The sequence below is a fragment of the Novosphingobium guangzhouense genome (assembly GCF_002896965.1).
GTDB classification, from domain to species: domain Bacteria; phylum Pseudomonadota; class Alphaproteobacteria; order Sphingomonadales; family Sphingomonadaceae; genus Novosphingobium; species Novosphingobium guangzhouense.
In genome coordinates, this window is sequence record NZ_LYMM01000073.1 from 161,262 (window position 1) to 174,575 (window position 13,314).

A 13,314-nucleotide genomic window follows, 5' to 3' on the forward strand; every position below is an offset into this window, starting at 1 on the left:
ATCAAGTGGACGCGCGCTTCTTTCTTGCCTCAGGCTTCGTGGCCCTTGCGACCATCGCCGCCGTACTGATTGTTGCAGCGAAACCCGACAAGCCGGCCCCCGCCTCTCTGGCCGAAGCCACGCTGGCCACTCGTCACGCACCCCAGCCAGCTGCGATCCCTCCGAAGCCGGCGCAGGCAAAAGACGAACCTTTTGTCATCAAGCGCATATTGCCGATCAAGGGCGCCATCAGGTACGGAGAATGGCACTGGGATGAAAAGGATGTTCCTGCCGGCCCGATCGTCGTGACGGTCGATCTGGAAGCACGCGTCATCTCGGTTTTCCGGGGCGGGTACGAGATCGGCGCGGCCGCCGTGCTGCTTGGCACCGAGGACAAGCCGACCCCGCTGGGCATCTTCCCGATCACCCAGAAGGACAAGGATCACGTCTCCAACATCTACACCGGCGCACCGATGCCTTACATGCAACGCCTGACGAATGACGGCATCACCCTGCACGGATCGGACGTCGCGCTGGGCTATGCCAGTCACGGCTGCGTGGGGATGCCCGATGCCTTTGCCGCCAAGCTGTTCGACACCACAAAGATCGGCGACAAGGTCTACATCACGCGGGGCAAGCAGATCGGAATGGGTGATAGCCTGATCGGCGGCTAACCATTGCGTTTAGGCGCTCTCATCGGCGCCTTGGTGAAGCTCCACCCGCCGGCATTAGAACGCGCCACAAGGTTGCCGATCGAGGCAGGCCGGCCGTCCATGAGGCCGTCTACCAGCCGCGCAATCGCGCTGCCTCGCGCCTCGGCACCGTCAAGTTCCCGCACGATGCGGGCTACAACGCGCAGTGACACCGCGCGCGGCGCCTGCGGGCGGTACTTGAGGCCCATCGCCTCCTTCGTGACACATGAACGCCACTCCAGAGCCGCCATCCATTCCAGCGCGGCGTCAGCTTCGGCTATGTGGGATGCACTGCGAGCAATGGCGGCAACGTCCAACCAGTCCGCCTCGGCCAAAGCCTTGCGGATGCGGACCCTGTCGAAACGATCGTTGCTGTTGCTGGGGTCCTGCGCGGCGACAAGCCCCGCTGCGCGCACGACCAGGTCCAGCTCAGCCCGCCGCCAGTCGAGCAGCGGGCGCAGCAAGGCCAGCTTCGCTCCGGGTACGCTGCCCCGCTCACGCGCTCCTGCCAACCCTGCAACCCCGCTCGCGCGATTGAGGCGCATAAGCAGGGTTTCCGCCTGATCGTCTGCGTGATGCGCCGTAGCCAGCGCGGCCAGACCACGCTCCGCCGCCCATTCCGCCATCGCAGCATAACGCGCCGCACGCGCTTCAGCCTGCACGTTGCCCGGCCCGACCTTGACTGTCAGGGTCTGGTGAGGCACCCCAATACTTGCGCAAACCCGCGCAACTTCGGCCGCTTCGAGGGCGCTTTCGACGCGAAGCCCGTGATCGACGGTCGCTGCTTCTATCCGCCCCGGCAAAGCCGCATGGGCAAGCAGCAACAGCCCCAGACTGTCCGGCCCACCCGACACTGCCACGCCCAGCCGCGCCGCGTCATCATCTACCCGATCAGGCCAGATCTCGGCGACGCTGACGCGGAAGCGCTCGACCTCAGCTGCAGGCAAGCCCATTGCGCGTAGTGTTATAGAGACCTGCCAGACGGCCAGCGGCCTCAGCTGCGTAAGTCTCGCTGAACTCGGCCAACGCGATGCAGGCCCGCTTGGTATCCTTGAGCTGCTTCATCGAAACGGCAAGATACAGCAGGCTGTCGGATGCCCGATCACCGCGCTTGTCGGCCTGGAAATTCTGAAGGAACCACTTCGCCGCCTCACCCGGATTACCATCGTCAAGATAGGCGCGGCCCAGCAGGTTCCGCCCAAAGCTGGCACGGGCATGTTTGGGGTACTTCTCAAGGAACAGTTTCAACTGTTGCTGCGCCTCTGGGTAATATTTGGCTTCCCAAAGACGGAAGCCATAGCTGTATTCGTCATCACCCGGATCGGCGCTCTGCGGCTTGACGATAGCCTTCACCCCATCGATCCGCGAATTGGACGGCGCGGCGGGCTTTGCTGCTACCGGCGCAGGCGCAGGACGCGGCGTTGCTGCCACCGGAGTCGGAGTGACAGCCGGTGCCGGGCTCGACGTTGCAGGAGCAGGTGCCGCCGCCGGGCCGGGCACGAAATCAGACTGCGGCGCCGGTGCGGCCGCTGCCAGCTTGGCCTCCAGTTGACCGATGCGGTTGGTGTTCTGTTCCACCTGCGCGGTCAGCTGCGCCATCTGCGCCTCGATCGAATCCATGCGCGTCAGCACATCGGACAGGGGCGTTGTCGAAGGTGCGCCGGGCACCGGTGCGGGGGCCGGAGTGGCACTGATCTGGGGCTCGAAAAACTTGCCGTCGCTGCCTGGAAATACCTTGCGCTGCAATGCGCGCACTTCAGCTTCAACCTTGTTGAGACGCAAGTTGGTGTTGGCGTCCTGCGCGTTCGCGGGAGCCCCTGCAAACAGCATCGAAGCTGCCGCGACCGTCACCAGCCACTGCGCGCGGGTGGTTCCGCGGAATGCGCCGAGGGTACGTTTCATCGCCAAATCATCTCCATGCCGGAACCATCACCGCGCGCCATGACAGCCACAGGTGATACCGGGGATTAACCAATGGACCGGTTAAGGGTGTTGCCCCAGCCCGCCCCGCGTGTCGAGGCGCAGCCGGTCGGAAGTCGTGGAAAGCCTGCGTAGGCCGTCGGGCTTGCCTGCCGCTTTTCCCCGATGCTTATTGCGCGGCGGGAGGCAGCAGCGATTCCGGCGTCGGCGCCTCTACAGGCTCGGATGCCGCCGGGCTTGCCAAAGCGCGCGGAGCCGGACGGCGCGTCGGCACGGCAACCGGCGAACGGGCAGGCGCCGGGGCCGCGGCGGGCACCGAAGGCACGCCGGCCGAAGGCGCTACGCTGCCGGTCCCTCGCGCAATAAGGTCAGCCGGGGCCAGCGAAACGCCGCTTACCAGGCGCGGCTCGGTCGAAAGCGGGGGAAGCGCCTTGCCGCCGACCGAAATCTGCAGTGCATCCGGGCGTCCGGTGCGCAACTGCAGCCCCTGCACATCTGCAGGTGCAGTCCAGGCCTCACCCATGGCGAGCTCCTTCTGCAACACTTGATCACCCTTGGCATCGGTAACCTTGACCCACACCTTATCCCCGGTGGCAGTCAACACTACGGGGCCATTCGCCGGTGCGGCAACGGGTGCAGGCGCGGTCGGCTTCGGTGCCACAGGCGCGGCGGTCTGTTCCGCCACAAGGTCCGGCAGCTGCCCCTCAGGCGAAAGGAAATTGCTCCAGAACAGGAGCAGTGCCCCCACCACCACGATGACGCCGACCGCGGCAACCCACGCAAGACGGCGGGTCGGCACGCGAGCGGGGTCGCCGGGTTCGAAGCTGGGCACATATTCGACACGATCGCCGGCGTCATGGTCAAGCTGTTCGCGAACCTTTGCCGCGATTATCCGTTCGTCGAGGCCCACGGCGCGTGCGTAAGTGCGCGCGAAACCCACCGCATAGGTGCGCGCGGCAAGATCGCCGAGACGGTCTTCTTCCAGCGATATCAGATGGCGTTCGGCGATCTTGGTCTGCGATGCGATATCCGCCCGGCTCTTGCCCAGCGCCTCACGGCCCGCACGAAGCTGGCTTCCGACACTCTGCGGCCCGCGTGCAAGCCCCTGGGTTTCGACGTTTTCCAATTCCGCTCCGTTTGGCGTAGTATGTGCGACCTGAACCGGGCCTAACCAAACCCTCTGACCGGTTAAAGTCAATCAGGGCCGGGCATTCAAATCAAATTTATATGGCAAAATCATCGCCCCGCTCCGGACAATGCCGGGGCGGGGTGTCAAATCAGTCGATCGAAATGTCTCTCTGCGCCGCCCAGGCAGCCATCGCGCCTCGCAAGTCGGCCGGCGGAGCCGCAAGCCACCCCTCCATGGCCGCCGTGATCGCAGGCAGATCAACCTTGCCGACAAGCTCCTTGATAGGGCCGACCGCCGCGGGCGTGATCGACATGCGCCGGATGCCCAGCCCCAGCAGCGCCAATGCCTCAAGGCGCCGCCCGCCCATTTCGCCACAAACGCTGATATCTACCGACGTGCCCTCCAGCGTGCGCACGACACGGCGAAGGAAGCGCAGGATCGCCGGGCTCAACCAGTCATAGCGCTCTGCCAGCTTGGGGTTGGACCGATCGGCTGCGAACAGGAACTGCGTAAGGTCGTTCGTGCCGATCGACAGGAACTGGATCTTGGGCGCCAGCAGGTCCAGCTGCTCCGCCAGCGACGGAACTTCAAGCATGACGCCATACCGAATGGCCTCGGGCAGCACCTTCTTCTGGCGCCGCAGATAAGCCAGCTGCGCGTCGAACACGGCCTTGGCCGCATCGAACTCCCACGGTTCCGCGACCATCGGGAACATGACATTGAGCGGTCTTCCTGCCGCCGCCTCCAACAGCGCGCGGGCCTGCGCCTTGAGCAGTGCGTCACGCTCCAGCGCCACGCGCAGCGCGCGCCAGCCCATGGCGGGATTTTCCTCTCCCTCACCGTCGTCGTGACGCAAATAGGGCAGCGTCTTGTCTCCGCCGATATCGACGGTGCGGAAGACCACGGGGCGATCTCCGGCCGCATCCATGACGTCGCGATAGAGCCGCGTCTGCTTTTCACGCTGCGGCAAAGTGGCAGATACAAGGAACTGGAATTCGGTACGGAACAACCCGATTCCATCCGCGCCCGTAAGATTGAGATTGGCCACATCGTCGCGCAGACCCGCGTTGATCATCACCTTGATCCGCGTACCGTCCAGCGTGGTCGGCTGTACCTCGCGCATACCGGCATAGACAGCCTGGCGCTCGCGATTGCGGGCGAAACGCGCCTCGAACGCTTCGACCACACCAGTCGAAGGGCGCACCATGGTCGTGCCCTGATCGGCATCGAGGAGCAGCGGATCGCCTTCACGCACGACACCGCGCAAACCCCGCACCCGGCCCAGCACCGGGATGCCCATGGCCCGCGCCACGATCACGACATGGCTGGTAAGCGATCCTTCCTCAAGGATCACGCCCTTCAGACGCCGCTTATCGTATTCCAGAAGTTCTGCAGGCCCAAGGTTACGCGCGATCAGGATCGCGTCGTTCCTGAGCCCCATCGAAGCCGCCGTGCCGATCTGGCCGGAAACGATCCGCAGCAGCCGGTTGGCCAGATCCTCAAGGTCGTGCATGCGATCCGCCAGCAACGGATCATCGATCTGGCGCATACGCATGCGGGTACGCTGCTGCACCCGCTCGATCGCTGCTTCCGCCGTCAGACCACTGTCGATCGCCTCGTTGATGCGGCGGGTCCAGCCTTCGTCGTAAGCGAACATGCGATAGGTTTCGAGCACTTCCTCATGCTCGCCGCCGACGCCGAATTCGGCCTGATTGGCCATCCGATCGATCTGCTCACGCATGCGATCGAACGCCAGGATGACGCGCTGACGCTCGGCCTCGGTATCCTCGGCAACGATGTGCTCGATATGAACGCGCGGCTGGTGATAGACGGCAACGCCTGATGCCAGCCCCTTGACCAGCGTGAGGCCGCGCAGTTGTTCAGGCCCGGTCTGGGCGGCACTGAGGGCGCGGGCGTCTTCCTCGTCGATGAGGTCGGCGTTGACGATAAGTTCGGACAGAACCATCGCCACCGTCTGCAGCGCTTCGATCTCCACTTCCTCGTAGCGCCGCGGCTCCACGTGCTGGACGCACAAAGCCCCGACCGCGCGCTCGCGGCGAACGATGGGTACGCCGGCAAAGGAGTGGAACTTGTCTTCGCCCGTTTCGGGGCGGTACATGAAATCGGGATGTGCGGCCGCTTCGGCAAGATTGAGCGTTTCGATCCGGTCAGCGATAGAACCCACCAGACCTTCGCCCACCGCCATGCGGGTGACGTGCACAGCCTCTTGCGCCAGGCCGCGCGTGGCGAAAAGTTCGAGCATCCCCTCTCGCAGCAGATAGATCGAACAGACCTCGCTATCGAGGCTTTCGCCGATCACTTCCACCACGTTGTTGAGCTTCGCCTGCGCATTGCTGCGCGAGGCCATCACTTCGTGAAGGCTCTTGAGGATGGTCCGGGCTGCTTCGACGGCTCCACTGGTCATTCTGGAGGCGTAACGCAAAGTCATCGCTTTGGGAACGCAGCGGATGCCGTCGATTCAGCTTATGCGGGTGATATCGGGAATTGCCCCGGTTGTCCGGTGGAATTCTCCGCTCATTCAGACCCTCTGCCGACGATCAGAACCGCGCGATCTCCTCCTTGATGCGCAGCTTTCGCCTCTTGAGAGACTGGACAATTGCGGCATCAGGGATCGGGCGGCTCAATTCCTCGTGGATCTGCCGTTCGATACCGGCATGCTTGAGCTGCAGAGCGCTGACGTGCGAATTATCCATTGGACGTTCCTCCTTATAGGGGCCGGACCCTGTGTCTAAAAACAGACTGCGAACGGTGCCTGCGGGCCTTGGCGGGCAGGCGACATGTCGAGCGACCTGATTGGACGACTCGACATCGGTGATCCGGCGCAAAAGACAAGGAACCACATCCGGAGCACCTTGCGAAGACCCCTCTTGCTTCATATCGGTGAATCGCGTGATTCATACGTCAGGCAGGATTCGGTCCCGCCGCCACATGGGCTTGAAACTTAAGGAATTCCGGCGTGACCGAAGAGGAAATGCGCAAGCGCCTCGAAATCCTGAAAGTCGAACACCGCGACCTCGACGCCGCGATCGACGCGCTGTTGAACGCGGGCGCGGGCGATATGCTGCAGGTTGCACGGCTCAAGAAGCGCAAGCTGAGGCTCAAGGACCAGATTGCGCAGATCGAGGACCATCTGATCCCCGACATCATCGCCTGAATTGCGCCGCTGCCTGCCTATCAGGCAGCGTACCGTTCAGGGACAGGAGCCATTTTTCGCCGGATTTCCGGCCTTTCCGGCTTGCCGCCGATTCGCCCTTCATAAATATGGCGGGCATGCCGAAACCGCCGACCATCAGTTCCTTCATCGTAGAAGCGCTTTACTGCGACGCACTTGTCCTTTCCGACGAAGTGCGCGCTACTTTTGCGCCTTCTCGGCGGCTGGAGCGGGGGAGGATCGACGAGAATCCGGGGCGGGTGGCCCTGTATGCCGAGGGGTTGCGGACGACCACCCGGATGATGCATGCGATCAGCTGGCTGAGCAATCACCGCGCCTATTTCCGAGGCGATATCAGTGCCTTGGACCTCAGCCGCCATGGCCGCCTGGCCCCTTCGATGCGCCGTTCCGACCCTGCCCTGCTGCCGTTGCTTGAACCTGAAGCCGCCCGGCTCGTCGAGTCGACGCGCGGGTTCTACGATCGCCTGCTGCGCCTTGATCAGTCTTGGCGCCTTACGAAACCCGCGGCTTTCGGCGTCATCGAGGGCCTGCGCGAGCGGATCGAGAGCGAACGGGCGACCGGCACATGAGCGCGCACCGAGACGGTACTCAACGGCACCTAACGATACCACAACCACCCCCCAACTGCTGCACAAGGTCGACACGAGCCCCTTGCCGCCCCATATCCCGCCCATGAACGCCCTTGCCGAGACAGACCGCCCCTATACCGTGGCCGAACCCATCGGCCCGCTGGTGCGCCGGGTGCTGGCGCGCAACCCTTCACCGTTCACTTACACCGGCACCCAGACCTATATCGTCGGCGCAGCCGGTGAAGGCGCGGGCGAAGTGGCCGTCATCGATCCCGGCCCTGACGAGGCCGAGCATATCGACGCGCTGATGGCCGCGATCGGCAACGACAAGGTCGTGGCGATCTGCTGCACCCACACCCACCGCGACCATTCGCCCGCCGCCGCCCCGCTTGCCGCGCTGACCGGAGCGCCGATCGTCGGCTGCGCGCCGCTGGTGCTGAGCGACGACGGCCCGCGCGCCGATGCATCGTTCGATGCAGGTTATGCGCCCGACCGCGTGCTGGCCGATGGCGAGGCGGTGAGCGGCAAAGGCTGGACCCTGCGCGCGGTGGCGACGCCGGGGCATACGTCCAACCACTTGTGCTTCGCGCTTGAACGCGATGGCGAAGAAACCGGCGCGCTGTTTACCGGCGATCACGTGATGGGCTGGTCCACCAGCGTCGTCTCCCCGCCCGACGGCGACATGACCGCCTACATGGAGAGCCTGGCGCGCCTGTACGCGCGCGAACAGGACACGGTCTACTACCCCGCCCACGGCCCCGAGGTGACACGCCCGCGCCAGCTGGTGCGCGGGATGATCGGCCACCGCCGCCAGCGCGAACGGCAAATCCTGCGCCAGATCGAATCGGGCGTGACCACGATCGCCGCCATGGTGCCTCTGATGTACAAGGGCGTGGACGAAAGGCTTTGGCCCGCCGCCGGACGATCGGTTCTGGCCCACCTGCTCGACCTTGAAAAGCGTGGCATTACAATGCGCCAGGAAGACGAATGGACGCTGATCGCCACAAACTAGGCATTCGTCGACAAGTATTCGCCCAATAACCGTCAATCCATTATTATCCCCGTCCGCAACGGGTGGAGGATAATCCATGGCAACTGCAGCCGGCACGCGGGCTTCACGCCTGTCTTTCTGGGCAAGGATGATGATCGGGCTGAGCCTGTTCATCGTCTTCGGCTTTGCGCAATTCGGCCTGCGCGGCTTCGTACCTTACGCGCAAGTGCCGATAATCTTTCATGTTCACGCCGTCGCCATGCTGACATGGCTGGCGCTGGCGAGTACCCAATCCCTGCTGGGCCGCGGCGCGGGGCTGGAACTGCACCGCCGCCTTGGCCGGGCAAGCGCGGTGATGCTGCCTGCCATCGTGATACTGGCCAGCATGACTTGCCTTGCGGCCCTGCGCACCGGCATGTTCCCGCCGTTCTTCACGCCGGGCTACTTCCTTGCGCTCGTCCATGTCTCGGTACTGATCTTCGCCGCGCTTGTCGGGATGGCAATGGCGCGGCGTGGGCGGCCCGACTGGCACAAGCGGCTGATGCTGGGTTCCACCATCGTCATCATGGACCCCGCACTTGGCCGCTTGCTGCCGATGCCCTTCATCATGCCCTGGGGAGAATGGCTGTCTATGGCGATCCAGCTTGCCATGGTTGCGCTGATCGCCCGCCACGACCGGCGCACCGAAACCCGCATCCACCCCGCCACCGTGACGGTGGCGCTGGCGGTGGTGCTGGCCCATGTCGTTGTGGAACTGCTGGCGATCACTCCGCCGTGGATCGCTTTTGCTCAGGGGTTCGTGGGCTGAGGGGCGGATTTGGGGTGGTTTGCGGACTTACGTGGGCGCGTCCTTGCCGATGCACCTAACCTCTTTGAACTGACTATTACCCCTATCGAACACCACAGAAATGTCGCCACATTTAGGGTCGAAAATCCACGGCAGCTTGTGCCAATCTTCCACCCAAAACCGCTCTCCGGCATTAATCAGCGGCACTCCATCGCCAACGCAGCGGACGCGCGATGAACCGGCGAGGTCATCCTTCATCCTCTCGCAGACCTGCTTATCCTTCTGGTCGAGCAGGTCAGGAAGAATGAAAACAGCCACGATGTCATTGCCGGGACCCTGACTATAGTATTTCGCATAGTCAGCAATTGGGTGAGCGTCGTGGGGAAGAACTACGGCTTCATCAATTGCCGCCATGTATTTGGCTTGAGGTGACAAAGGGCTGCCACATCCCATGAGAAGCCCAATAGACGCCACTGCTGAAAAAACCCGCATACGCCGCCATCTTGAGCACGAATGCTCATGTCCGCAACGGGGCGTTTCCAGAAAGTCCGCTTTGATGAAACGCCCCGCAGCTTCTCGCGCCCCTTCTCCGCCTGAAAATTCCGCTTGGGTCATCGGCCTCGCGTCCCTAGATAGGCCCCGCCCGGCGCAAGGACCGGGCGTGGAAGTACAGGGACGACCATGACCGTAATGCCCGCCGACCTTTCAGGCATCGACGTGCGCGCCGAGATCGAGCGCCTGCGCAAGGAACGCAACGCCGTCATCCTCGCCCATTACTACCAGAAGCCCGAACTTCAGGATCTTGCCGACTTCGTGGGCGACAGTCTGGAACTGAGCCGCAAGGCCGCCGAGACCGACGCCGAAGTCATCGCCTTTTGCGGCGTGAAGTTCATGGCCGATACCGCCAAGATCCTGTCCCCGAACAAGATCGTGGTGCTGCCCGATCTCAACGCCGGGTGCAGCCTTGAGGATTCGTGCCCGCCGGAAAAGTTCAAGGCTTTCCGCGAGGCGCATCCCGATCACATCGCGCTGACCTACATCAACTGCTCCACCGAGGTTAAGGCGCTGTCGGACGTCATCGTCACCAGTTCCAGCGCCGAAACCATCCTGCAGCAGATTCCGCTGGACCAGAAGATCATCTTCGGCCCCGACCGCCACCTCGGCGGCTATCTGGCGCGCAAGTTCAACCGCGAGATGCTGCTTTGGCCGGGCGTGTGCATCGTGCACGAAGCGTTCAGCGAAACCGAACTGCTCAAGCTGCGCGCGCAGCATCCGAACGCGCCGATCGCCGCGCACCCGGAATGCCCGCCGCACATCGTCGATCATGCCGATTACGTGGGCTCCACCAGCGGCATCCTGCAATATGCCAAGACGATTCCCGGCGACACGCTGATCGTGGCCACGGAACCGCACATCATCCACCAGATGCAGCTGGCGATCCCCGACAAGACCTTCATCGGCGCGCCGGGTGCGGACGGGAACTGCAACTGCAACATCTGCCCGTACATGGCGCTCAACAACGTCGAGAAGCTGTACCTTTCGCTGCGCGACCTGTCACCGCGCGTCGAGATCGAGGAACCGCTGCGCCTTGCCGCGAAGAAGAGCCTCGACCGCATGCTGGAAATGGCCAGCGGCACCGTGGGCAAGGGCGATCTGGGCGCGCGTTGAGCTTAATCCCTCTCCGCGCCTGTCGCCGGAAGGAACTGGCGAAACTTCTGCGCGCTTCCTATGTTGTCGGTGAACCGATCCGGGGAGCCCTGAAACTTGCGTGACGTCCTCATCCTGAGGAAACTGAAGGTCTGGTGCCTGCTGCTGCTGGCCGCCGTCTTCGCGCACGCGCTGATCCCGGTGGAGGCCCGCGCATCCGGCTCCGCCTTCAGCCCCTCTACCGCGGAAGTATCCACCGGCCACTCCCTGCGCGTGGCCGCCGTGCGCAAGCTGGCGCCGCAGCGTGATCCGCTGGGGCGTGGCCTGCTGCTGGCGGCATCTTCCCGTTCGCAGGACGTGCAGGACGCCCGCGCCTGCCCCGCCTCGCCCGCGGCTGTTGCCCCGCCCGGCTGGCGCTGCGCGCTGTCGCAACCCAGAGCCCCGCCCTTCGCCTGACACGCCGCCGGATCGCAATGCCGGTCCGACAGTTTCAGCAAGGCCGGTGCCGTGCATTCCCGCACGCTCCGGCGGCGAAGCACGGGACATCCAATGCCTCATCACACTCCCCTGATCGGCACCATCGTCGCCGGTCTGGTGATCGCCTTCTTCATGGGGGCGCTTGCCCACCGCCTGCGCGTCTCTCCGATCGCGGGCTATCTTCTTGCCGGCGTCATGGTCGGCCCCTTCACCCCCGGCTTCGTCGCCGACGCCGGGCTGGCGCAGGAACTGGCCGAGATCGGCGTGATCCTCCTCATGTTCGGCGTCGGCTTGCACTTCTCGCTGCGTGATCTGCTGGCGGTGAAGAACATCGCCATCCCCGGCGCGCTGGTCCAGATCGCCGCCGCAACGCTGCTGGGCATGGGCATCGGCCACATGATGGGCTGGAACCTTGCGGCCGGCTTCGTCTTCGGCCTTGCCCTGTCGGTGGCCAGTACCGTGGTGCTGCTGCGCGCCCTGCAAAGCCGCAACCTCGTCGAGACAGAGCGCGGGCGCATCGCGGTCGGCTGGCTGATCGTCGAGGATCTGGTCATGGTGCTGGCGCTGGTCCTGCTGCCCGCGCTGGCATCGGGCCTGTCGGGCGGAGAAGGCGCGGCGAGCCTTCCATGGGTGATCTCGACCACGCTGCTCAAGGTCGCGGGCTTCGTGGCGCTGATGCTGATCGTGGGGCGGCGGGTGCTGCCCTGGGCGCTGCACTGGGTAGTCCACACCGGATCGCGCGAACTGTTCCGCCTTGCCGTGCTGGCCGTGGCGCTGGGCGTGGCGTTCGGCGCGGCCTATGTCTTCGACGTCAGCTTCGCGCTGGGCGCCTTCTTCGCCGGGATGATCCTGGGCGAAACGCAGCTCTCCCGCCGCGCGGCAGAGGAGACGCTGCCCCTGCGCGATGCCTTTGCGGTACTGTTCTTCGTTTCGGTGGGCATGCTGTTCGACCCTTCGGTGCTGACCGAGCAGCCGATCCCGCTGCTGGTCACCGTGCTGACGATCGTGATCGGCAAATCGGTGGCGGCCTGGGTCATCGTGCGCGCCTTCGGGTACGAGAACGACAAGGCCCTGACGATCGCCGCCAGCCTGGCGCAGATAGGCGAGTTCTCGTTCATTCTGGCCGGGCTTGGCGCGGGACTTGGCCTGCTTCCCGAAGCGGGCCGCGACCTGATCCTGGCGGGCGCGATCATCTCGATCTTCCTCAACCCCTTCATCTTCAACTTCGCTGTCGGCAGCAGCGGATCGGTGAAGCAGAAGTTGGAGGAACAGGCCGAACAGACCGAGATCGAGCATGAAAAAAAGCGCGAGGAGCACGTCATCCTCGTCGGTTACGGCCGGGTCGGCAAGCTGGTGGCGCAGGGTCTGCGCGCCACGCCGACCGCGGTGCTGCTGATCGAGGCGCAGAGCGACCTTGCCCGCGAAGCCCGCGCCGCCGGTTACGAGGTGGTCACCGGCAACGCCGTGGAACCGGACGTGCTGAAAGAAGCCGGCATCGAACGCGCCCACCGCATGCTCATCGCCATCCCCGAAGGTTTTGAAGCGGGTGCGATCTGCGATGCGGCCAAGAAGCTGCGCCCCGACCTTTCGGTGATCGCACGCGCGCATTCCGATGCGCAGTTCGACCACCTTGTCCAGCACGGGGCGGACAGCGTGGTGCTGGGCGAACGGGAGATAGCGCGCCAGATGCTGGAGCTGATCGGAGCCAGCGCCAGCCGGATCACCGCGTTGCCCCAAGGCGCGAAACCTGCCGGCGCCAATCCTACGGGCGCGAAATCAGCATGAGGGCGAGAAAGAAGCCGCCCGTCTGGTTCAAGTGGGCGGTCTGGGGCGGCATCCTGCTGGCCGTCGCCGTCCCCACCGCCTGCGTGATGAACCACGGTGAGGTGCCGGGCTACCGCGCCCTTTCGGAATTGGCGCGCTAGAGCAT

General features: G+C 64.3%; 15 protein-coding genes. 9 read left to right on the forward strand and 6 right to left on the reverse strand.

Going from position 1 to position 13,314, the window contains the following annotated elements:
• Positions 1-5: 5 nt before the first annotated feature.
• Positions 6-653, forward strand: a complete 648-nt coding sequence (locus A8V01_RS23715; protein ID WP_103098710.1) for a L,D-transpeptidase family protein — start codon at positions 6-8, stop codon at positions 651-653.
• On the opposite strand, the gene tilS is transcribed toward A8V01_RS23715, so the two are convergent.
• The 5 genes from tilS to A8V01_RS23740 form a co-directional block, all read right to left on the reverse strand.
• Positions 650-1,624 carry a tRNA lysidine(34) synthetase TilS gene (gene tilS / locus A8V01_RS23720; protein WP_103098711.1) on the reverse strand — a complete coding sequence of 325 codons (975 nt, stop codon included), beginning with the start codon at positions 1,622-1,624 and terminating at the stop codon, positions 650-652. The genes A8V01_RS23715 and tilS overlap by 4 nt on opposite strands.
• Entirely contained in the window at positions 1,605-2,573 is a 969-nt protein-coding gene (locus tag A8V01_RS23725; protein ID WP_103098712.1) for a tetratricopeptide repeat protein, read from the reverse strand. The genes tilS and A8V01_RS23725 overlap by 20 nt, the downstream gene beginning before the upstream one ends.
• A 187-nt stretch (positions 2,574-2,760) precedes the next feature.
• Positions 2,761-3,717, reverse strand: coding sequence for a helix-turn-helix domain-containing protein (locus tag A8V01_RS23730; protein ID WP_103098713.1), 957 nt, complete (start codon positions 3,715-3,717; stop codon positions 2,761-2,763).
• A gap of 151 nt (positions 3,718-3,868) precedes the next feature.
• Positions 3,869-6,145 carry a phosphoenolpyruvate--protein phosphotransferase gene (ptsP, locus tag A8V01_RS23735; protein ID WP_103098714.1) on the reverse strand — a complete coding sequence of 759 codons (2,277 nt, stop codon included), beginning with the start codon at positions 6,143-6,145 and terminating at the stop codon, positions 3,869-3,871.
• A gap of 133 nt (positions 6,146-6,278) precedes the next feature.
• The gene (locus A8V01_RS23740; RefSeq protein WP_103098715.1) at positions 6,279-6,434 is read right to left on the reverse strand and encodes a YdcH family protein; all 156 of its coding nucleotides are present in this window, start codon (positions 6,432-6,434) and stop codon (positions 6,279-6,281) included.
• Positions 6,435-6,697: 263 nt separating this feature from the next.
• Between A8V01_RS23740 and A8V01_RS23745 the strand changes: the two genes are divergently transcribed.
• From A8V01_RS23745 to A8V01_RS23760, 4 genes are all read left to right on the forward strand, one after another.
• Positions 6,698-6,895, forward strand: coding sequence for a YdcH family protein (locus tag A8V01_RS23745; protein ID WP_103098716.1), 198 nt, complete (start codon positions 6,698-6,700; stop codon positions 6,893-6,895).
• Positions 6,896-7,011: 116 nt separating this feature from the next.
• Positions 7,012-7,482, forward strand: a complete 471-nt coding sequence (locus A8V01_RS23750) for a DUF1465 family protein (protein WP_103098791.1) — start codon at positions 7,012-7,014, stop codon at positions 7,480-7,482.
• A gap of 103 nt (positions 7,483-7,585) precedes the next feature.
• Positions 7,586-8,494: an MBL fold metallo-hydrolase gene (locus A8V01_RS23755; protein WP_103098717.1), complete on the forward strand. Its 909-nt coding sequence runs from the start codon at positions 7,586-7,588 to the stop codon at positions 8,492-8,494.
• Positions 8,495-8,570: 76 nt separating this feature from the next.
• Positions 8,571-9,281 carry a hypothetical protein gene (locus tag A8V01_RS23760; protein ID WP_103098718.1) on the forward strand — a complete coding sequence of 237 codons (711 nt, stop codon included), beginning with the start codon at positions 8,571-8,573 and terminating at the stop codon, positions 9,279-9,281.
• Positions 9,282-9,308: 27 nt separating this feature from the next.
• On the opposite strand, the gene A8V01_RS28375 is transcribed toward A8V01_RS23760, so the two are convergent.
• Positions 9,309-9,875: a hypothetical protein gene (locus tag A8V01_RS28375; RefSeq protein WP_146037369.1), complete on the reverse strand. Its 567-nt coding sequence runs from the start codon at positions 9,873-9,875 to the stop codon at positions 9,309-9,311.
• Positions 9,876-9,941: 66 nt separating this feature from the next.
• Here A8V01_RS28375 and nadA point away from each other — a divergent pair, with 66 nt between their 5' ends.
• From nadA to A8V01_RS28800, 4 genes are all read left to right on the forward strand, one after another.
• Complete coding sequence (gene nadA / locus A8V01_RS23770) at positions 9,942-10,928, forward strand: quinolinate synthase NadA (RefSeq protein ID WP_103098720.1); 987 nt, start codon at positions 9,942-9,944, stop codon at positions 10,926-10,928.
• 96 nt (positions 10,929-11,024) lie between these two features.
• Positions 11,025-11,363, forward strand: coding sequence for a hypothetical protein (locus tag A8V01_RS23775; RefSeq protein WP_103098721.1), 339 nt, complete (start codon positions 11,025-11,027; stop codon positions 11,361-11,363).
• 93 nt (positions 11,364-11,456) lie between these two features.
• Positions 11,457-13,169 (forward strand): YbaL family putative K(+) efflux transporter, encoded by a 1,713-nt coding sequence (gene ybaL / locus A8V01_RS23780; RefSeq protein ID WP_103098722.1) that lies wholly within the window; start codon positions 11,457-11,459, stop codon positions 13,167-13,169.
• Positions 13,166-13,309, forward strand: a complete 144-nt coding sequence (locus A8V01_RS28800) for a hypothetical protein (RefSeq protein ID WP_170066040.1) — start codon at positions 13,166-13,168, stop codon at positions 13,307-13,309. The genes ybaL and A8V01_RS28800 overlap by 4 nt, the downstream gene beginning before the upstream one ends.
• Positions 13,310-13,314: the final 5 nt, after the last annotated feature.